21 protein-coding genes are annotated in these 20,149 nt (G+C 64.6%); 10 read left to right on the top strand and 11 right to left on the bottom strand.

Annotated features, from left to right (window positions below):
* Positions 1–90: 90 nt before the first annotated feature.
* The gene (locus AC1DZ8_RS15005) at positions 91–1,017 is read left to right on the top strand and encodes a LysR substrate-binding domain-containing protein (protein WP_477304517.1); all 927 of its coding nucleotides are present in this window, start codon (positions 91–93) and stop codon (positions 1,015–1,017) included.
* 17 nt (positions 1,018–1,034) lie between these two features.
* Here the strand turns inward: AC1DZ8_RS15005 and AC1DZ8_RS15000 are convergent, their stop codons facing one another.
* A complete protein-coding gene (locus tag AC1DZ8_RS15000; RefSeq protein WP_477304519.1) occupies positions 1,035–1,625 on the bottom strand; it encodes a hypothetical protein in 591 nt (196 codons plus the stop codon).
* Between the two features lie 111 nt (positions 1,626–1,736).
* Between AC1DZ8_RS15000 and AC1DZ8_RS14995 the strand changes: the two genes are divergently transcribed.
* Positions 1,737–1,970, top strand: coding sequence for a DUF2093 domain-containing protein (locus tag AC1DZ8_RS14995; RefSeq protein WP_477282411.1), 234 nt, complete (start codon positions 1,737–1,739; stop codon positions 1,968–1,970).
* 5 nt (positions 1,971–1,975) lie between these two features.
* On the opposite strand, the gene AC1DZ8_RS14990 is transcribed toward AC1DZ8_RS14995, so the two are convergent.
* The 7 genes from AC1DZ8_RS14990 to AC1DZ8_RS14960 all read right to left on the bottom strand — a co-directional run bounded on the left by AC1DZ8_RS14990 (position 1,976) and on the right by AC1DZ8_RS14960 (position 8,126).
* Entirely contained in the window at positions 1,976–2,461 is a 486-nt protein-coding gene (locus AC1DZ8_RS14990; RefSeq protein WP_477304521.1) for a hypothetical protein, read from the bottom strand.
* An 83-nt stretch (positions 2,462–2,544) separates the two neighbouring features.
* Entirely contained in the window at positions 2,545–3,573 is a 1,029-nt protein-coding gene (lpxK, locus tag AC1DZ8_RS14985; RefSeq protein ID WP_477304523.1) for a tetraacyldisaccharide 4'-kinase, read from the bottom strand.
* A gap of 1 nt (position 3,574) precedes the next feature.
* Positions 3,575–4,891: a lipid IV(A) 3-deoxy-D-manno-octulosonic acid transferase gene (gene waaA / locus AC1DZ8_RS14980; RefSeq protein WP_477304525.1), complete on the bottom strand. Its 1,317-nt coding sequence runs from the start codon at positions 4,889–4,891 to the stop codon at positions 3,575–3,577.
* Entirely contained in the window at positions 4,888–5,676 is a 789-nt protein-coding gene (locus AC1DZ8_RS14975) for a lysophospholipid acyltransferase family protein (RefSeq protein ID WP_477304570.1), read from the bottom strand. Before AC1DZ8_RS14975 ends, waaA begins: the two co-directional genes overlap by 4 nt.
* 5 nt (positions 5,677–5,681) lie before the next feature.
* Positions 5,682–5,927, bottom strand: a complete 246-nt coding sequence (locus AC1DZ8_RS14970) for a DUF4170 domain-containing protein (protein ID WP_112392632.1) — start codon at positions 5,925–5,927, stop codon at positions 5,682–5,684.
* A 68-nt stretch (positions 5,928–5,995) separates the two neighbouring features.
* Positions 5,996–6,796: a 3'(2'),5'-bisphosphate nucleotidase CysQ gene (locus AC1DZ8_RS14965; RefSeq protein ID WP_477304528.1), complete on the bottom strand. Its 801-nt coding sequence runs from the start codon at positions 6,794–6,796 to the stop codon at positions 5,996–5,998.
* Positions 6,783–8,126 (bottom strand): TldD/PmbA family protein, encoded by a 1,344-nt coding sequence (locus AC1DZ8_RS14960; protein WP_477304530.1) that lies wholly within the window; start codon positions 8,124–8,126, stop codon positions 6,783–6,785. The genes AC1DZ8_RS14965 and AC1DZ8_RS14960 overlap by 14 nt, the downstream gene beginning before the upstream one ends.
* A 429-nt stretch (positions 8,127–8,555) precedes the next feature.
* On the opposite strand from AC1DZ8_RS14960, the gene AC1DZ8_RS14955 reads away from it, so the two are divergent.
* From AC1DZ8_RS14955 to AC1DZ8_RS14925, 7 genes are all read left to right on the top strand, one after another.
* Positions 8,556–10,157, top strand: coding sequence for an ABC transporter substrate-binding protein (locus AC1DZ8_RS14955; protein ID WP_477304572.1), 1,602 nt, complete (start codon positions 8,556–8,558; stop codon positions 10,155–10,157).
* Between the two features lie 138 nt (positions 10,158–10,295).
* Positions 10,296–11,279 carry an ABC transporter permease gene (locus AC1DZ8_RS14950; RefSeq protein WP_477304532.1) on the top strand — a complete coding sequence of 328 codons (984 nt, stop codon included), beginning with the start codon at positions 10,296–10,298 and terminating at the stop codon, positions 11,277–11,279.
* Positions 11,276–12,178, top strand: coding sequence for an ABC transporter permease (locus AC1DZ8_RS14945; protein ID WP_477304534.1), 903 nt, complete (start codon positions 11,276–11,278; stop codon positions 12,176–12,178). The genes AC1DZ8_RS14950 and AC1DZ8_RS14945 overlap by 4 nt, the downstream gene beginning before the upstream one ends.
* Positions 12,175–12,981 (top strand): ABC transporter ATP-binding protein, encoded by an 807-nt coding sequence (locus AC1DZ8_RS14940; RefSeq protein ID WP_477304536.1) that lies wholly within the window; start codon positions 12,175–12,177, stop codon positions 12,979–12,981. Before AC1DZ8_RS14945 ends, AC1DZ8_RS14940 begins: the two co-directional genes overlap by 4 nt.
* Positions 12,978–13,916 (top strand): ABC transporter ATP-binding protein, encoded by a 939-nt coding sequence (locus AC1DZ8_RS14935; protein WP_477304538.1) that lies wholly within the window; start codon positions 12,978–12,980, stop codon positions 13,914–13,916. Before AC1DZ8_RS14940 ends, AC1DZ8_RS14935 begins: the two co-directional genes overlap by 4 nt.
* 11 nt (positions 13,917–13,927) lie before the next feature.
* Complete coding sequence (locus AC1DZ8_RS14930; RefSeq protein ID WP_477304540.1) at positions 13,928–14,404, top strand: GNAT family N-acetyltransferase; 477 nt, start codon at positions 13,928–13,930, stop codon at positions 14,402–14,404.
* 27 nt (positions 14,405–14,431) lie between these two features.
* Positions 14,432–16,441: a beta-N-acetylhexosaminidase gene (locus AC1DZ8_RS14925; RefSeq protein WP_477304542.1), complete on the top strand. Its 2,010-nt coding sequence runs from the start codon at positions 14,432–14,434 to the stop codon at positions 16,439–16,441.
* Between the two features lie 14 nt (positions 16,442–16,455).
* Here the strand turns inward: AC1DZ8_RS14925 and AC1DZ8_RS14920 are convergent, their stop codons facing one another.
* From AC1DZ8_RS14920 to epmA, 3 genes are all read right to left on the bottom strand, one after another.
* Positions 16,456–16,956 (bottom strand): peptide deformylase, encoded by a 501-nt coding sequence (locus AC1DZ8_RS14920; RefSeq protein WP_477304544.1) that lies wholly within the window; start codon positions 16,954–16,956, stop codon positions 16,456–16,458.
* Between the two features lie 6 nt (positions 16,957–16,962).
* Positions 16,963–18,168: an ROK family transcriptional regulator gene (locus AC1DZ8_RS14915; protein WP_477304546.1), complete on the bottom strand. Its 1,206-nt coding sequence runs from the start codon at positions 18,166–18,168 to the stop codon at positions 16,963–16,965.
* Positions 18,169–18,383: 215 nt separating this feature from the next.
* Positions 18,384–19,424: an EF-P lysine aminoacylase EpmA gene (gene epmA, locus AC1DZ8_RS14910; RefSeq protein WP_477304548.1), complete on the bottom strand. Its 1,041-nt coding sequence runs from the start codon at positions 19,422–19,424 to the stop codon at positions 18,384–18,386.
* A gap of 129 nt (positions 19,425–19,553) precedes the next feature.
* Between epmA and efp the strand changes: the two genes are divergently transcribed.
* On the top strand, positions 19,554–20,123 hold the full coding sequence (gene efp / locus AC1DZ8_RS14905; RefSeq protein WP_142866998.1) for an elongation factor P: 570 nt from the start codon (positions 19,554–19,556) through the stop codon (positions 20,121–20,123).
* Positions 20,124–20,149 lie beyond the last annotated feature (26 nt).

The following is a 20,149-nucleotide window of genomic DNA, read 5'->3' as shown; positions in this document are numbered from 1 at the left end:
CACTGTCCTTCGTGTTCCTGGGTCTCGAAAGCCAGAAAGCGCCTTTTCGACGCTGTTGACAAACGATCAAATCGAGGATCACCTGTGACTATGGATCACAGCTCAGACACAATGGTGCCGCTCGAGACACTGCGCGCCTTCGATGCTGCGGCGCGTACGGGCAGCTTTTCGGCTGCGGCCGAGAAGCTCAACATCACCCATGGCGCCGTCAGCCGGCAGATCGCCAAGCTGGAGGACTGGCTGGGCCTGAAAGTGTTCGACCGCGGCGCGCGCGGCGTCTCGCTGACCATCGAGGGCAACCGCCTGCATCTGCGCACGGCGGAAGCCTTTGCGCTGATTTCCAGCCATTCCGACCGCTGGGTCGAACCGCGCGGCACCGCCGTGGTGCGACTGACCTCGATCCCCTCGGTCAGCGGGCTGTGGCTGATGCCGCGGATGGCTGCGCTGGAGAACAATCCCAGCAAGCTGCGCATCGTGCTCGACGTCGACATCCGCCAGGCCGACCTTGCCGACGAAGGCATCGACCTGTCGATCCGCTGCGGCCGCGGCGGCATTCCGGGCCGGATCTCGGTGAAACTGTTCGAGGAGTATGTGTTTCCCGTCGCCGCACCTGGCCTTGCCCGCGAGATCGGCCGCGGCGACCCTGCCCGGCTGCTCAAATTTCCGCTGATCAACGATTCCGACGCTTCGGGATGGCGCGCCTGGTTTGCCGCGCAAGGTATGGATTACCGCCCGCGCCCGCAGGACCGCCGCTTCGAGGACTACAATCTGGTGCTGGACGCCGCCGCCTATGGGTTGGGCATTGCGCTGGCGCGGCCGCCATTAACCGGGCAACAGCTGGAGGCGGGCCGCATCGTCGCCGTCGATGAGCGCACCGCGCTCAACCCGGTATCCTACTGGCTCGACCGGCCGCTGGGCCGGCCACGCACCGCTGCCGCCGAACTTTCGCGCCGCATCGCCGTCGAGGCCGGGTTGGCGATGGACAAGATGGAAGCGTTCCTCGAAGCCGAACGCTAGGATCAATCGTTCGGCGCTCAGCGAAGCAGCAATAGAACGAAGCCAACGATCGCTACGGCCAAAAACCCGGCCGCCATCGCCATCAGGCCGACACGCATCTGTTGCCTGTCTTCGGGCTGAACCGCATCATGCGGCCGAGACGTCGCCTGCCCTCGTTTTGTTGCCGTGTCGATGCCGGAGGCGCGGCGTTGCGGCGAAGCTTCAGGGACGAGAAAGGCAAGCCATGGCAGGCCTGCGGGCTTTGTGGCGCTGCCATCGTCGGCCCTTGCCGGCGGCACAGGCAGACCGCGCTGTGCGTCGTCGTTTGCCGGTGCAGGTGCGGCGGCCCTTGTCGGGGCGCCATCTGGCGCCTCGACGCCCGGTTCGGCAATTGCCAGGTAGGCCTGCAGGATTTCAGCGGATCCTGTCTGCTGCGCCTTGGCAGATGTGCCGGACAACAGTGCCTGCAGCGCTGGCGCCGCTGCCGGCGGCAAAGGCGCGCCGGACGGCGGCTGCGCCAGCGCCTTGATCAGCGCTGCTTTCGCCGGATCGGCCTTCGCCGACGGGGCCGCCGCCAATATCATGGCTTCGCGCAGCAGCGCGGTCAGGCGGGCGGATGCGATGTCCATGCCGGTCCCATAGGATGGTTTCAGCCGACAATAGGGCCTCAGCATTGCGTCAAGCTTGACCTTGGCGGCAATTTATGGCGATGAAATCAGCATGAACTCAGGCACCACCCCATGATGAACCGCTTCGAAGGCCCTGGCGGCAAGGAAGCCCGGATCCGCTATCTCGACGGCGACTTCCAGGTCACCAGCCCCGGCGCATTCGTGCGCTGCGCGGTGACCGGCGAGAGCATTCCGCTGGACGAGCTGAAATATTGGAGCGTCGCCAGGCAGGAGCCTTATATCAACGCTGCCGCCTCGCTGCGCCGCGAGATCGAAACGCATCCGGAGATGCGCAGCCGGCGCTAGACCGGCTATGGAGTTGAGGATTCAGGCACGACCTTGAACTCGAATTCGTGGATCAGCCGGTCACCGACCAGCACCTTGATGGAACACGGCCCGGTCGGGTCACCGTCGGCCACGCACCAGCCATGCGAGATCCATCCGTCCAGCGGCTTGTAGAACATGGTGGTCTCGGAGACTTTCCGGTCGCCCGATAGCTTGCTCAAGCTGTACTCGTTTCCGTCGATGCCGCCCCACTGCTTCGGCTCCGCGGGAAGGGTGAACACCTCCGTAACCGATACCAGCTTGTCGCCCTGCCCCAGCCTTACGCGCCATTCATAGCAGGCACGATCGGGGATAAGCGGAACGACGTTGGAGGTCTCGATATGGGTAACACCGTCGGCATCGGTGACCGAGACCAGAAATTCGCTGTCGCTCGGGGTGGACGTTTGCGCCAACGATGGATTTGCCATCGCCACAACGGCACAAGCGACAAGCAGCGCCCGCAAGCCGATCATTCCACCCTCCGCATGAAAACCCGACCGAGGTTGTAATCGAGAAAAGCGGCGAGAATAGTCCTGCACTGGAAGCGGCGGCTCAATCAGCCCCGCAGCTTGCGCTGGCGCCAGGCATCCAGCGTCTCGTCGATGATGCGTTCGGGCACATTGTCGAGGTCGAACGTGGCGTCGATCTCCAGCACGTCGAGTTGGCCAAGGAATTCGGCTGAGGCTGCGTCATGGCGCAGTCGGGCCGCGTCCTTGGCGGTGGTGACGAGGCCCAGTCCCTCGCGGCGCGCGGTTGCCGCCAGCTCAGTGAGCTCATCAGGGGCATAGAAGTGATGGTCCGGGAACGACCGGCTCAGCGCCACCTCAGCGCCTGTGTCGCGCAGCGTGTCGAAGAATTTTTCGGGATGGCCGATGCCGGCAAAGGCGAGGAAACGCCGACCGGCGAACCGTTCCTTGCCGGCGGGCTCGGCATGCGCCTCGAAGATCGGCCGGCCGGCGCGCGCGGCCTGGCGCACGACCTGGTCGGCGGCGGTGCCCTCGCCCATCTTCAACAGCCCGTCGGTGAAGACCAGCTGGTCGACAATGTTGGCTCTGAGCGGTCCGCCCGGAATGACACGGCCATTACCGATGCCGTAGCGGGCGTCGACGACGACCAGCGCATAATCGATATGGATGCGCGCGCTCTGAAACCCGTCATCCATGATCAGGAAATCACAGCCATGGGCTTCCATGAGCAGTTTGGCGCCGGCGGCGCGGTTAGGGCTGACCGCAACCGGTGCATGCTCGGCCAACAGCAGCGGCTCGTCGCCGACATGCTTGGCGGCGTCGTGGCTGGCGTCCACGACATGCGGCTGCGCGAACGAGCCGCCATGGCCGCGCGACAGGAAGCCGGGATTGAGCTGCATCCGCCTGGCCTGCTTGGCCAAAGCGATGGCGACCGGCGTCTTGCCGCTGCCGCCGACGGTGAAGTTGCCGACGCAAAGCACTGGCGCGTCGATCTTTTCGCGGACCGCCCGGCGCATGCGGCGGCCGGCGACCATGCCATAGACTGATGACAGCGGCGACAGCGCAAAGACCCGCCAGTCGGGTGCTTCCCACCAGAAAGGTGGTGCTTCGGACGCCACCCTAGCGCCCGTCGGCGCCCTTCAGGCGCGACTTGACGATCAATGGCTGGATGTAAGGCTCGAGCGACTTCAGCGTGTGCGCCAGCGCACCGCGCATCTGGTCGACGGTGGCGGCACCGGCCGCCATCATCTCATGGCGGGCGACTTCATTGCTCAACAGGAAATTGACGGCGCCGGCCAGCATGTCGCGGTCGCGCACCAGCTTGGCGCCACCGCTGTCGAGCAGGCGCTGATAGGCTTCGCGGAAATTCTGGACGTTGCGGCCGGCAAGCACAGCTGTGTCGAGCATGGCCGGCTCCAGCGGGTTCTGGCCGCCTTCCGAAGTCAGCGAGCGGCCGACAAAGGCGATTTCCGTCAGCCGGAGATAAAGCCCCATCTCGCCGATCGTATCACCAAGCAGGATATCGGTGTCGGCGGTGATCCTGTCGCCCTTGCTGCGCCGCGCCAGCTTCAGGCCCATGCCGGAAATCTGCGCGGCAAGCGCTTCGGCGCGATCGGGATGGCGCGGCACGATAATCGTCAGCAGGCCATGGTGGCGCTTGTGGAGCGTTGCGTGAACTTCCGCCGCGACCACTTCTTCGCCGTCATGCGTCGAGATAGCCGCCCAGGTCGGGCGGCCGGCGATCTGGCGCTTCAGCGTCGCTAGCGCCCTTTCGTCAACCGGCGGCGGCAAGGTGTCGACCTTGAGGTTGCCGGACACGGTGACCGGCCGGGCGCCAAGCGCGCGAAACCGTTCGCCGTCGACATCCGACTGGGCAACGACATGGGCCAGGTTCTCGAACAGCGCCTCGGCGATGTTGGCGCGCTTCTTCCAGGATTTGAACGAACGGTCGGACAGCCGGCCGTTGACCAAAACCTGCGGCACGCGACGGGCGCCGAGTTCGAGGATGGTCATCGGCCAGATCTCGGATTCGGCGATGATCGCCAGGTCCGGCCGCCAGTGATCGAGGAAGCGGCTGACCGCCGGCTTGAGGTCGAGCGGCACATATTGGTGGATGATGCGGTCGCCGAGCCGTTCGTCGGCGACCTGTGCCGAGGTCACGGTGCCCGTCGTCAGCACGATGTTGACGCCGTAATCGAGGATGCTTTGCACCAGCGGCACCACGGCGAGGGTCTCGCCGACGCTTGCGGCATGGATCCAGATCACCGGCCCTTCGGGACGCGGACGCCCGGCGACGCCGTAGCGCTCGCGGCTGCGGCTGCGGTCTTCCTTGCCCTGTGACGTGCGCCAGGCAACGTAAGGCCCGATCAGCGGATAGGCGGCCGCGCCGGCGAAACGGTACGCCGTCAGGAAGGCGCGCGCCCAGCGCTCGCTCATGGATTGCCGTCCACGAGGCGATAGGCCTCGGCGGTGGCGGCATTGAGTGCGGCCGTGACTTCCAGGCGCTTGCGCTCCATTTCGGCCTCGTCGGCATTGGCCGGCACGAACACCGGCGTTCCAATGACGATCGAGGAGCGGCCGAAGGGCAGGTTGATGGTGGTCTTGTCCCAGCTCCGCTCCAGCACCTTGCGGCGGCTGGTGGCGATGGCGGCAGGCATGATCGGCCGGCCCGAAAGCCGCGCCAAGAGAACAATGCCTAGCCCCGCGTCGCGCGGCGTGCCGTGGGGAATGTCGGCGATCATGGCGACGTTCTTGCCGGCGACGAGTGACTTTTTCAGGGCAATGAGCGCCTTGGCGCCACCCTTGTCGAGGTGCTTCGAGCTTTCGCGACCGCCGGAACCGCGCACCGCCTCGATGCCGAATTTTTCGATCATCAGCGCGTTGAGTTCGGCATCGGCGCTGCGCGAGACCATGGCGACCAGCGGCCGTCCCTTGGGATAATAGGCCGGGGTGAGCAGATGCTGGCCATGCCACAGCGCGATGATGCCGGGCTCGAACTTGGCGTAGGCGCCGCCGGAGAACTGCGCCGAGCCTTCGACCATGCGGTTGGTCAGACGCACGAGGCGGACGAACCAGGCGAGCAGGCTGACGATGATGCTCTTGACGATTCGCGACTGCGCCAATGGCTCGCGGATCTTGCGCCAGACCGTCTTCGTACTGCCGCCGCGCCTTCTTCTGACGGCGGCGCCGGTGGGCTGCCCTTTCACCGCTTCATGCTCCATCGCTGTCAACTGCCGGCCTTGCTTTCAGGGTCGAGCAGCCGGTGCAGATGAACGACGAAATAGCGCATATGGGCATTGTCCACGCTGGCTTGCGCCTTGGCTTTCCACGCGGTGTGCGCGGTTTGGTAATCCGGATAGACGCCGACAATGTCGAGCGCGTCGAGATCGCGGAACTCGGTGCCGCCCAGCTTCTTCAGCTCGCCGCCGAACACCAGGTGCAAAAGCTGTTTCTTTCCGTCTTCCGCGGCCATTTCGGTCCTTCACATATTGTGAGTTTGTGACAGGTCTAGACCAAAGCTGTCGACTTTGGAACCTTCGATCACGCTTCCGTACCGGCAATGACGCCTGCAAGCACGGTCAGCAGCTCGCCGCTGCCGGCGACGAGCGCCCCGTGACGGATCACCTCGCCGGCGTAAAGCGGCGCGCGGCCGTGCCCGTCGAGCACGGCGCCGCCGGCTTCGCGCAAGATAAGATCGGCGGCGGCAATATCCCAGTCATGCGCGTTGGGCTTGACGAAGGTGGCATCGAGCGTGCCGTTGGCGACCATCGCCAGCCTGTAGGCGAGCGAGGGAATGTGCGCCGCGCGATGCACCCGGCCCTGCCATTCCGCCGGCATCAGGTCGATCAGCTGCTTCAGCCCGCCGATCTCGACCGTCTCGGCCGCACGGCGTACGGCAATCGGCTGGCCGTTGCGGAATGCGCCATGGCCGGGCAGCGCCCAATAGGTTTCGTCCTTGGCCGGACATTCGAGCACGCCGGCGAGCGTGCGGCCGTCCTCGACCACGGCGACGCTGACGCACCAGGAGCGCAGGCCCTCGAGGAAGCCGCGCGTGCCGTCTATGGGATCGACGACAAAGGTGCGCCGCGCAAGCAGCCGCGCCGGGTTGTCGGTCGTTTCCTCCGACAGCCAGCCATAATCCGGCCGCGCCGCAAGCAAGGTCTGCCGCAGATAGGCGTCCGCCGCGTGGTCGGCCTCGCTGACCGGCGAGGTGCCGCCTTTCATCCAGACTTGCGGGTTTTTGCCGAAATAGCGCATGGCGATGGCGCCGGCCTCGCGGGCGGCATCGCGCAAAAGCTCAAGGTCTTCCGCAGCCGATATGACCGGATCACGCGCCGGCAAGGGTCATGCCTTCGATCAGCAGCGTCGGTGCGGCGGTGCCGAAATTGCGGTCGAGGTCGCTCGCCGGCACCATGTTGAGGAACATCGTCTTCAGATTGGAGGCGATGGTCACCTCTGCCACCGGATAGGCAAGCTCGCCATTGTCGATCCAGAAGCCGGATGCGCCGCGGCTGTATTCGCCTGTAACCATGTCGACGCCCTGGCCAAACACTTCGGTGACATAAAAGCCTGATCTCAGCGACTTGATCAGATCTTCCGGAGTCCTTTCGCCCGGCTCGATGGCGAGATTGGTCGATGACGGCGACACCGAGGAGCCGCCGCGCGCACCGCGTCCGTTGGTGGTCAGCCCCAATTCACGGGCAGCCGAGGTCGACAGGAACCAGTGCTTCAGCACGCCATTTTCGACCATCAGCAGCTTTTCACCCTCGACGCCTTCGCCATCGAAGGGACGCGAGGCCTGGCCGCGGCGCCGCAGCGGCTCGTCGGTGACGGTGATGTCAGCCGAGGCGACCTGCTTGCCCATCATTTCGCGCAGAAAACTGGTCTTGCGCGCCACCGAAGCACCATTGATGGCGCCGGCGAGATGGCCGGCAATGCCACGTGCAACGCGCGGATCGAACACCACATTGACCGGGCCGGTCGCCGCCTTGCGGGCACCGAGGCGGCGCACGGCGCGCTCGCCGGCCTTGCGGCCGATCAGTTCCGGCGCGTCGAGATCGGAAAAATGCTGGTGCGAGGAATATTCGTAGTCGCGCTCCATGCCGGTGCCCTCGCCGGCAATCACGCTGGCCGAGCGCGAAAAGCGCGAAGCGACATAATGGCCGACGAAACCGCTCGAGGTGGCGAGCACCAGCCCGCCGAGACCGGCGCTGGCGCCGCTGCCTGCCGAATTGGTGACTCCCTTAACGGCAAGCGCTGCCTCTTCGGCGGCCAGGGCCGCTTCCTTCAGCTGGTCGGCCGAAATTTCAGTGGCGTCGAACAGATCGAGGTCGCGCACCTTGCCGACCAGCAAAGCCGGATCGGCAAGACCCTGATAGGGATCCTCGGGCGAGACTTTCGCCATCGCCACGGCACGCTCGGCCAGTGCCTTGGGGTCCGACGCCGCCGTCGCCGACACGCTCGCCACCCGGTTGCCGACGAAGACGCGCAGCGAGACATCGTCGCCTTCGGAGGATTCGGTGTTCTCGACCTTGCCCAGCCGCACCGACACGCCGGTCGAGCGGCCGCGCACGGCAACCGCGTCGGCGGCATCGGCGCCGGCCCGCTTGGCAGCCTCGACCAGTGCCGCGACGCGGTCGGTCAATTTCGCGGCCTCTGATGTATCGGTCATGCGCATGGTCCTGGCTTCAAGCCGCGCCGGGCGGTGGCGGCTGTTGCACCATCTATTGTCCCGCTGCGGCTTGTGCAATGGCGCACGGCCAATTGCGCCGCTGCGGCATAGCGCCCGAGCAGAACGCAAAGCCCATCTTCATCGCCGCGCTCGCAGCCCGGGCCAAGGCGATGGTGATGCGCGCAGGCAAGGCTGCGAACTTTCTCGAAACAGCCGCCCTTTCCACAGAACGCAGGGTTGACGCCCGCTTTCGCCTACGATTAAATCAATTTGATTTACATCATACAGCAGTCTGCTCAGGGAGGAGAAAAGATGCTCGGTCGTGTGCAATCGTTCAACCACTTGATATCAGGGCCTAAGCGGTTCAGCCGGCGCCGACTTTTGGCTTTGGGCGGCGCGGCTGTTGCCTCGATCGCCCTCGCCTCGGGCATGAAGCCGGCAGCGGCCGAATCCGTGCTCGCCATGCATATTGAGGAGCAGACGAGCTGGGTGCAGAACTTCAATCCGTTCGATCTTGGCGGCCGCCGCCAGAGCACGATGGATTTCGTCTACGAGCCGCTGGTCATCTTCAACGACTATGATGGCGGCAAGCCGATCTTCCGGCTGGCGACGGGCTACAAATTCTCCGATGACCTGAAGTCGATCACCTACACGCTGCGCGACGGCGTCAAATGGTCCGACGGCCAGCCGCTGACCTCGGCCGACATGAAATACACGCTCGACCTGATGCTCAAGAACAAGGCCGTCGATATCGTCGGCGCCAGCGAAAGCGTGGCTTCGGTTGAGGCGCCCTCGCCGACGGAAGTGAAGATCACGCTGAAGGACGTCGACACGCATTTCCCCGAATCGATGGCCGATTTCCCCATCGTGCCGGAGCACATCTGGAAAGATATCGCCGACCCGCTCACCTTCAAGAACGAGAAGCCGGTCGGCTCCGGCCCGATGACCGAGATCCGCCGCTTCACGCCGCAGGTCTATGAGCAATGCCGCAACCCGAATTATTGGGACGCAGCCTCGCTGCATGTGGACTGCCTGAAGCTGCCGCAGATTGCCGGCAACGACCAGATGCTGGCGCTGTTGCCGGAAGGCACGATGGACTGGATCGGTTCCTTCCTGCCCGAGATCGACAAGACCTACGTCGCGCTCGACAAGGACCACAATGGCTACTGGCAGCCACCGGCGGAAACCATCGCCTTCGAGATGAACTTCAAGACCGCCAATCCGGGCTTGGCCGAAGCCTTCGGCGACATCAATTTCCGCCATGCCTTCAGCCTGGCGATGGATCGCACGGCGATGGTCGACATTGCGGGCTTTGGCTATCCCGTCGTCAACCTGCACGCCAGCGGCCTGCCGCCGCGCTTCGACGCCTGGCGCAACAAGGCGGCCGAAGGCGACAAGGATGTGTGGATGGCCTATGATGTCGACAAGGCCAACAAGGTGCTTGACGACGCCGGCTACAAGAAGGGCGCCGACGGCATGCGCACCACGCCGAAGGGCCAGCCGATCGCCTTTGTCATCATCGTTCCGAATGGCTGGACCGACTGGATCGACGCCGTGCAGATCGCGACCGAGGGCCTGCGCAAGATCGGCATCAATGCATCTGTCGCCACGCCGGAATACGAGCAGTGGCAGAAGCAACTCCTTGACGGGTCTTTCGACGCCGTCATGAACTCCCGTCCCGACGGCCCGACACCGTTCCGCGGCTACTACCAGACGCTGTCGACGGCGTTCGCCGGGCGCATCGTCCACGCCGACTCGCGCTACTCCAATCCCGAACTCGACAAGGTGTTCGACGCCTACCGCAAGGCAACCACGGATGAGGAGCGCAAGAAGCTGTTCGACCAGGTGCAGCTGATCATGGCCGACGACTTCCCTGTCGTGCCGGTCTTCAACGGCCCGACATGGTACCAATATTCGACCAAGCGCTTCACCGGCTGGGTGACCAAGGATGAGCCGGTGATGAACCCCGAGAACCACGACAACAACCGCATGCGGTTGATGCATCTCCTGCGGCTGAAGCCGGTGCAATAAGCAGCAAAGCCGCCCTTCCCCTCTCGATTGTGAGGGGAAGGTGGCGCCATTTGCACGGGCAGGCGAAGCGGATCAGGATACTCTCCTGTTCGCACTGCTTGTCACACCGGTCGAAACGGAGACCAACGGGGAATGACGATGCGGATACCTCTTCGGCGGCTGGGCGTTTATTTCGCCGCCTTCCTGTTTGCCGTCGTCGTAAACTTCACGCTTCCCAGGCTGATGCCTGGCAGCCCGGTGGACTCGATGATCGCGCAGCTTGGGCCGCGCGCCACGCCCGCGGCCATCGAGGCGATCAAGGCCCGGTTCGGCGCCGTGCAGCAGCCCGTCTGGCTGCAGTTCGTCGACTACATCAAAGGGCTGGCCACCTTCGATCTCGGCGTGTCGGTGAAATACTATCCGCAGACGGTCACGCAGGTGCTGGCGAGGTCTGCCGGCTGGACGGCGCTGCTGATCACCTGCGCCATCATCTTTTCCCTCTGCGTCGGCATCTCCCTCGGCGCAGTGGCAGCCTGGCGGCGGGGCGGACGTTTCGATGCGTTCGTCTCGCCGTTTTCTGTCGTGCTCAAAGCCATTCCGCCCGTCATCTTCGCGCTCGCAGCGCTGTTCACCTTCGGCGTGTCGCTGCGCTGGTTTCCGGTCGGCTATGCCTACAATCCCGACCTCGATCCAGGGCTCAACTTCACCTTCTTCGGCAGCGTGTTCTGGCACGCCGTCCTGCCGGTGCTGACACTGTCGCCCCTCATGATCGGCGAATTCCAGACGACGATGCGCTCCTCGATGATTTCGGTGCTCGGCGAGGACTATGTCACCATGGGCCGCGCCAAGGGCCTGTCGGAGACGGCGGTGATGTTCTCCTACGCGGCGCGCAACGCGATGCTGCCCGTGCTGACCAATCTGGCGCTGATGCTGGGCGCGGTGTTCGGCGGCTCGATCGTCACCGAGATCGTCTTCAACTATCCCGGCCTCGGCCTGACGTTGTTCACGGCGAGCGTGGCGCGCGACTATCCGGTCATCCAGGGCCAGCTTCTGTTGATGACATTGGCGACGCTCGGGGCCAATCTCCTGGTCGACATCATCTATGGCGTGGTCGACCCGCGCGTCAGCGAGGAGCGGGCATGAGGTTCGGGCTGCAACTCCTGCTCCGGCAAAAGAAGGCGGTCGCCGGCTTCATCATCGTCGCAGCACTTTGCCTGATGGCGCTGGCGGCACCCATCCTGGCGCCGAACGATCCCGGTGCGCGCGTCGGCCGCTCGCATCAACCGCCGACGGTCGAGCATTATTTCGGCACCACCAAGATGGGCCGCGATGTCTACAGCCAGTTCGTCTGGGGCGCCCGCTCCTCGCTCGCTGTCGGCTTCGCCACGGGCCTCGCCATTACGGCACTTGGCACAGTGATCGGCCTCTTCGCCGGCTATTTCGGCGGCCGCATCGACGCGACCCTCGACCTTGCCACCAATGCGGTGCTGGTCATTCCCAATATCCCGTTGCTTATTCTGCTCGCGTCCTTTGCCGGAACGGTGGGGCCGATCACCATCATGACGATCATCACGCTGACCTCCTGGCCGTGGGGGGCGCGCATGACGCGGGCGCAGATGATGGGGCTGCGCAACCGTGAATTCGTCACCGCCGCGCGCATGGTCGGCGAGCCTTCATGGCGCATCATCTTCGTCGAGATCCTGCCCAATCTGGTGCCGCTGATCGGCATCAACATCGTCGGCTCGATCATCTACGCCATCGTTGCGCAGACCACGCTCGAATATCTCGGCTTCGGCGATCCGCTCAACGTCACCTGGGGCACCATGCTCTACAATGCGCAGAATTCGTCGGCGATCATCGTCGGCGCCTGGTGGGATATCGGCGCGCCGGCCCTCGGCATTGCCTTGGTTGGCTTGGGCCTGGCGTTGCTCAACTTCACCTTCGACGAGATCGCCAACCCGCAATTGCGGTCGGGTCCGGCGCTGTCGCGCTGGCTGCGCCTGACGCGCCTGCGCAAGCGCGAACTGGAGGCGGCACGGTGAGCGAGCCCCTGCTGCAAGTCCGCGACCTCAGCGTCGACTATCTGCTCGAAAAGGGCGCCTTTCGCGCGGTGAAGAACGTGTCGTTCGACATTGGCCGCGGCGAGCTGTTTGGGCTCGCCGGCGAATCCGGCTGCGGCAAGAGCACCATCGCCTACGCCATTACGAGGCTGGCCAAATCGCCGGCCTGGGTGGCGGGCGGCGAGATTCTGCTCGACGGCCAGGACCTTTTGAAACTGACCGAAGCAGCGCTGCAGAAGGTGCGCTGGAGTCGCATCGGCATGGTGTTCCAGAGTGCGATGAATTCACTCAATCCGCTGATGCGGGTCGAGGATCAGTTTCATGACGTGCTGCGCCGCCACAACAGCTTCAGCCGCGCGCAATCGCGGGCACGCGCCGAAGCGATGTTCAAGCTGGTCGGCATCGCCGCCAACCGGCTGCGCGACTATCCGCACCAATTCAGCGGCGGCATGCGGCAACGCATCGTCATTGCCATTTGCCTGGCGCTGGAGCCGGAACTGATCATCATGGACGAGCCGACGACGGCGCTGGACGTGGTGGTGCAGCGCGAAATCCTCGAACAGGTGATCGACCTGCAGCGCAGCCTCGGCTTTTCCGTGCTGTTCATCACACACGACCTGCATCTGATGTCGCAACTGTGCAACCGTATCGGAGTGATGTTGAAAGGCGAATTGGTGGAAGTCGGCGACGTGCAGCAGGTAAGCCGGTCGCCGGCGCATGAGTATACGCGCAAACTGTGGGGGGCGATCCCGCAACTGCCGGCCCGGGCGCGCGTGGCCGTATGAACGCGCTCCCCTCCTCGCTCTCGGCAGTGGTCAACGCCGAACCCATTATCGCTTTGGATGCGATCGAACGCAGCTTCGGCCTTGTGCAGGCGCTGCGCGGCATCACGCTGGCGCTGCGGCCCGGACGCGCGCTGGCGCTGGTCGGCGAATCCGGCTGTGGCAAGACCACTTGCGCCCGCATCATCGCCCGCATGGACCATCCGACCGCGGGCACGCTATCCTTCCGCGGCCGCGACGCGACCAAAGCCGGCACCGCCGAGGAAGAGCGCGCCTATCGCCGCGCCGTGCAGATGGTGTTCCAGGACCCGTTCGCTTCACTCAACCCGGTGTTCACCGTCTATCACCACCTGTCACGGCCGTTGGCGCTGCATGGCCATGCCAAGGGCAAGGCGGCACTGGTAAAAGGCGTATCGGAGTTGCTCGCCGGCGTCGGCCTCGACCCCGAATTGACGGCACACAAATTCCCGCACGAGCTGTCGGGCGGACAACGCCAGCGCGTCAACATTGCCAGGGCGCTGGCCGTACAGCCGGAAGTGCTGGTCGCCGACGAGCCGACCTCGATGCTCGACGTCTCGATCCGGCTCGGCGTTCTTGACCTGCTTGCCCGCATCAAACGCGAAAAGAGCCTGGCAATGCTCTACATCACGCATGACATCGCCACCGCCGCCCATGTCGCGGAAGACGTCATTGTGATGTTCGCCGGACAGATGGTCGAATGGGGCGCAACGAATGCCGTCATCGGCGATCCGCGCCACCCGTATACGCAGCTTCTGCTGTCGGCCGTGCCCGATCCCGACCGGCCCTTCGTGCCGGGCGACAGCGCGCGTTTCCTTGGCCATGCCGAGGAGGTGCGGCGGCGCTCGCGCCCGACATCCACAGTCGTGGACCAGGTCGGGCCTGACCATTTTGTGCGCGCGCTCGGCGCGGCTTCTTAACGGACATCGCAATGGATTATCTGGTCAATCTCTCCGTGCTTGCAGCCGACCCCGCCCTCGACGCGCGCGTGGCCAAGGCCGGCGTCATCATCCGACGCGCGCTCGCCCCGGAATACGAGCTGGTCACCAACTGGGTCCGGCGGAAATTCAGTGCCGGCTGGGCGGGCGAGACCGCTGTTTCAATGATGCGCCAGCCGCCGACCTGTTTCCTGGCCACCAGGGCGGAAAGACTGGTTGGCTTTGCCTGCCATGAATCGATCGCCCGCGGCTTTTTCGGCCCGACCGGCGTCGACGAGGCGGTGCGCGGCCAGGGCATTGGCCATGCGCTGCTGCTGGCCTCGCTGCTCGATCTCAAAACCATGGGCTATGCCTACGCCATCATCGGCGATGTCGGCCCATCCGAATTCTACGAACGCACCGTCGGCGCGACGCAAATCCCCAATTCGGAGCCCGGCATTTATGCCGGCCTCTTGAAGTCGGCCGACTGACCTTTCACGCTTACACATGAGATTGCCATGACCGAGAGACTTGCCCTGCGGCTGGAGAGTTTTTGGACGCCCGCATCCGACAACCAGGCGCTGGCCTATTCGCTGAAACTCACGAACGCCTCGAAGCAGGCGCTCAAGAATTTCCGGCTCTGCATCAGCGGCCCGGCGCGGATCGATCCGGCAGCAGCGGTCGAGGGCGCCACGCTGGTCGAGCGGCTGTCGAACCATGCCGAATTCGCGCCGCCCGCCGGCTTCGTGCTCGAACCGGGTGCGGCCTGGACATTGACCGCGCGCGGCCTGAGCTACCCGCTGCGCCACTGGACGGACGGCGCCACCGGCGCGTACGTCGTGCTGGCCGATGGCAGCGTCCAACGTCTTTCTGTCGAGCCGACCAAGGCCAAAGGCGACAACGCCCCGCTGAAGCGCGGCGCCGAGCCCTATCCGGTGCCGGCCGTGGCGCCTGTCACCATTTCGGTCATCCCCTGGCCGCGCCAGGTTGAGGTGTCCGGCGCCCTGCCCGTGCCGGCCGGCATCGACCCGAGGCCCGATGGCGAAGAAGCCAAGGCCGCGACAGCCGCTTTCGCCGAGCTGAGCGCCAGGCTGTTTCCGGTCGAAGGACTTGTGCGCCCGGCGGCAGAAGGCGGCTTTCCTGTCTTTCTCTCCCGCAAGGAGGGCTTTGGGCCCGAAGCCTACGCCATTGATTTCACGGCCGATGCGGCGACGGTTTCCGCGTCGACGCGCACGGGCTTCCTCTACGCGCTGATCACGCTCGGCCAGATCTTGCGTGGCGCCAGGCAGCATCCAGCAACCTTTGTCTTCCCCGCGCAGGGAGAAATCCGCGACGAGCCGTCGATGGGTTGGCGTGGTTGCCATCTCGATACGGCACGTCAGTTCTACGCCTCGGCCGAGATCGAACAATTCCTCGCAATTTTCGCCTGGAACAAGCTCAACCGCTTCCATTGGCATCTGTCCGACGACGAGTCCTGGCGGGTCGAGATATCGGCCTATCCGCAACTGACCGCTATCGGCGCCTGGCGAGGCCACGGCCTGCCGATCCCGCCGCTGCTGGGATCAGGTCCCGGCAAGACCGGCGGCTATTACACGAAGGCGGCGATCCGCGACATCGTCGCGCTCGCCGGCCGATTCGGTATCGAGGTGGTGCCGGAGATCGACGTGCCCGGCCACTGCTACGCCATGCTAAAGGCGTTGCCGGAGCTGCGCGACCCCGGCGAACATGGCGAGTATTTTTCCGTGCAAGGCTTTCCCAACAACTGCCTCAACCCGGCGCGCGACGAAACGTATCAAGTGCTCGAAACGATCTTCGACGAGATGATCGAGCTGTTCCCGTTCAAGGCGATCCATGTCGGCGCCGACGAAGTGCCGATCGGCGCATGGTCGGGCTCGCCGCAGGCGCTGAAACGACTTGGCGAACTCGGTGGCGAGGCGCTGGCGCAGTCGCACGCCAAGCGGCTCGGCGTGGTCACCAACACGCATGGCGCCGACGAAATCGACGGCTCGGGCGCGGCGGTGCTGCAAGCCCAGTTCCTCAAGCGCATCCAGACCTTCCTGGCCTCACGCGGCTGCATCACCGGCGGCTGGGAAGAAGCCGCGCATGGCAATGTCATCGACAAGACGAAAAGCTACCTCAATGGCTGGCGCAACGTCGAGGTTTCGGCCGCCCTTGCCGGCGAAGGCTATGACATCGTCGTCAATCCGGGACAGGTCTATTACCTCGACATGGCCAACAGCCAGGAATGGTCGGAGCCGGGCGCTGCCTGGGCCGGCTGGTCATCGCCCGAGAAGCTTTACGGCTTCGATCCGGTAGAGGGCTGGAGCGCGGCGCAGAAGAAGCATTTCCTCGGCGTGCAATGCTGCATCTGGTCGGAGCCGATGACCGATCGCGCTGTCTTCGACCGGCTGGTCTTCCCCCGTCTTTCAGCCCTTGCCGAAACCGGCTGGACCACGCCGGAGCGAAAATCATGGGAGCGGTTCAGAGCGCTCGCCGGGCTGATGCCGGTTCTTTACGGATTGTCCTAGCGCCGGACGTCAGCTCAGGAAGCTCGCATCAGTTTGTCATATCGTTTGGTCAGGCGGTCGCGCTTCAGGCGCGACAGTTTTTGCGTCCAGAAGATACCGTCGAGCTGATCGATCTCATGCTGGTGGCAGACTGCCAGCAGACCATCGGCATCCTCGAAACGCTCATTGCCGTCAAGGTCCTGATAGCGAATGCGCACGCTTGCGTGTCGCTCGATCTCTTCCGTGACACCGGGCATCGAAACACTGCCTTCGGTATGACGGATCATTTCTGGCGAGGCCTGGATAACAGACGGATTGGCATAAATCCCCGGCTTTGGCGCATCAGGCAGCTGGATCACGACCAAGCGTTTCAAAATGCCGATATGCGGTCCGGTGATGCCGATGCCGGGCGCTGCGTGCATGGTGTCGATGAGGTCGTCCGCCAGGCTCGACAATTCATTGTCGAACACCCCTATTGGCTCCGCGACAGCACGCAGGAGCGGATTGGGAAATCTTATGATCGATCGAACCGCCATAAGACCTTAGCCGAACGGTTTCTGCAGCACGTCGAATTGCGGATTGGTTTCCGAAAAAATCGGCAAGGCGGCGGCGCCGAGGACGGACGTGTCCTTGCCGGCGGCGCCCACCAGCACGCGCGGCGTGGTGCGGGCGCTGGTCGCGCTGACGGAGAGGTGAAGCGGCTCCAGCCGGCTGGCCAGCGCCTCGATCACCGGCAGCGGCATGAAGCCGCCGAGCACCACGGTTTCCGGGTCGAGCGCCAGTTCCACCACATCGATCGCCTGGCGCAGCGGATCGACGGCGTCGGCGATCCAGGCGTCGAGACGGCTGTCGCCCCTGGCCAGCAATTCCTCGAGCAGTTCGGGCGAAGCATGGTCGGGGTCCGGAAGATCGAGCGCCTCGTAGGCGGCGCGCAGCGAGACGTAACGCTCCAGGCAACCACGCTTGCCGCAGCCGCAGGCAAGGCCGCCCGGCCGCACGATGATGTGGCCGATTTCGCCGGCATTGTGCCGGCTGCCCTTGTAGAGATGGCCGTTGAGAAACAGCCCAGCGCCGAGACCGGTGCCGATGAACAGGTAGACGAAACTGTCGAGGTTTTTGGCAACGCCGTAGAGACGTTCGCCGATGGCGGCTGCGGTGGCGTCGTTTTCGACCAGCACGGCAATGCCGGTCAGCCGCTGCAGCTCTTCGGCCACCGGAAAATCGTGCCAGCCCGGCAGCGCCGTCGGGCCGACAGAGGTCAGGCCCTCGACGCCGAATGGGCCTGGCATGCTCATGCCGATGCCGAGCAGCCGTGTCCGGTCCAGTCGCGAGGTGGTGATCAGCTCGGCGGCGATGGCGGCCAGCAGCGGCATCGCCTGCGCGGGCGTCGGCCGGTCGACCGGTCTTTCGACGCGCGCGCGCATCGTGCCGGAGAGATCGGTGACGACACCGACGGCAAGCTGATGATCGAGCTGCAGGCCGATCGAATAACCGCCGTCCGGATTGATCGAATAGGGCACGGCCGGTTGGCCGCGCGCGCCCTTCAGCGTCGCCTCCGGGCGCAGCAGTTCGGTCCGCTCAAGCTCCTCGACAATGTTGGAGATGGTCTGCGACGACAGCGCCGTCAGCCGCGCGATCGACGCCCGCGACAGGGCGCCGTTGGTGCGGATCGCCTCGATCACCACGCGCCTGTTGTGCGACTTGGCCTGTTCGAGATTGGTGCCGGAGATGGCTTTTCTGGATGTCATATGGCTTTGTTACCGGGCTCCATAATCATAGAATACCACTTTAGAAAATCAAGTTGATTTAATTTATGGCACACAGATTCGGGCTGAGCCGGATCGGTATGATTTCACAACGAACTGTGAGGTTCCGATAGTCCCGCTTTCCGCTGCCAATCTACTGGCGCGCGGCGCAGCCAGAAGCAGCCGCGCAAGGGCGGATAGCCGGCCCTCGCCCGCCCTCAGGCCACCGGCGTCCAGATCACGTCGTCGATCCGGGCCGCGCCCGTCGCCAGCATCACCAGCCGGTCGAAGCCGAGTGCAGAGCCGCTGGCTTGGGGCATGATGGCCAGCGCTGCGAGAAAATCCTCGTCCAGCGGATAGCGCTCGCCATAGACGCGCTCTTTCTCGTCCATCTCGGCGGCGAAGCGCCGGCGCTGCTCGGCTGCGTCCGTGAGTTCGCCGAAAGCGTTGGCGAGCTCGACGCCGCAGCAATAGAGCTCGAAGCGTTCGGCAACGCGCGGGTCATCGGCGCTTGGCCGGGCAAGTGCTGCCTCCGAGATCGGATAGCCGTAGAGGATGGTGGCCCGCCCCTGCCCCAATACCGGCTCGACCTTTTCGACCATCACGCGGCTGAACAGGTCCGCCCAATTGTCATCCTCAGCCGTGCGCAGGCCGGCCTTGACCAGGGCCTGATAAAGTGCGTTGCGGTCGGTGCTGCCATCGGCGGCCACCGTGGCGAGAAGGTCGATGCCGGCGTTGCGTTGAAAAGCCTCGGCCACGCTCAGCCGCTCCGGCTCGGCGAAAGGATCGGCCTCGCGCCCACGAAAGCGGAAGGTTTTGGCCCTTGCCCGCTCTGCCGCGAGCTTGAGCAGCTCGGCGCAATCGGCCATCAGGCTCTCATAGGTCTCGCCGACCCGGTACCATTCGAGCATGGTGAATTCGGGATGGTGCAAGGGGCCGCGCTCGCGATTCCGCCAGACCGCTCCCAGGCTGAAGATGCGCCTTTCGCCGGCGGCGAGCAGCTTCTTGCAGGCGAATTCCGGCGAGGTGTGGAGGTAGAGCGGCCGGCGAGCGGCATCGGCGCCGATCGCCTCGGTGGCGAAAGCTGAGAGATGCGCCTCATTGCCGGGCGAGATCTGTAGAGCCGCCGTCTCGACCTCGATGAAATCGCGCTCGCCGAACCAGTTGCGCATGGCAGCCGCAATGGCGTTGCGCGCCATCAGCAGCGGCCGGCGGTCGGCGTGAACGTCCGGCGTCCACCAGGGTGACGCCTCGGTCATGGCTTTGCCGGGCAACGGAATTGCTGACAGGGCTGGCGGTTCGCGCCAAGATGCGCTACGGCGACGGCTCTCGCAGCCGATTTGCGCCGAACAATCGTTTCAGGCCAACGAAGTCTAGGATTGAAAACCGTGGTGAAGGTCATCGCCAGTTCGCTCCGTAAAGGCAACGTCGTCGACAAGGACGGCAAGCTTTACGTGATCCTCTTTGCCGAAAACATCCACCCTGGCAAGGGCACGCCGGTCACCCAGCTTGACATGCGCCGCATCTCCGACGGGGTGAAGGTTTCGGAGCGCTACCGCACCACCGAACAGGTCGAGCGCGCCTATGTCGAGGACCGCGAGCACACCTTCCTCTACGCCGATGGCGAAGGCTATCACTTCATGAATCCGGAAAGCTACGACCAGGTCGCGGTATCGGAAAGCGTCGTCGGCGACATGGCGCCCTATTTGCTCGAAGGCATGGCGGTGCAGATCTCGCAGTTCAACGGCATCGCGATTGCCCTGGTGCTGCCGCAGCGCGCCACGTTCGAAGTGGTCGAGACCGAGCCGACGACCAAGGGACAGACGGCATCGTCGTCCTACAAGCCGGCGGTGCTGTCCAACGGCGTGCGCACGGCAGTTCCCCCGCACATCGCCCCCGGCACCCGCGTGGTGGTGATGACGGCCGATGGCTCCTATGTGGAGCGGGCGAAGGACTGAGGCGGCCAGCCCAGTCCTTAATCCCT

The organism is Mesorhizobium sp. P2_F7 (assembly GCF_056403695.1).
This window is presented reverse-complemented; position numbering and strand designations above follow the sequence as displayed.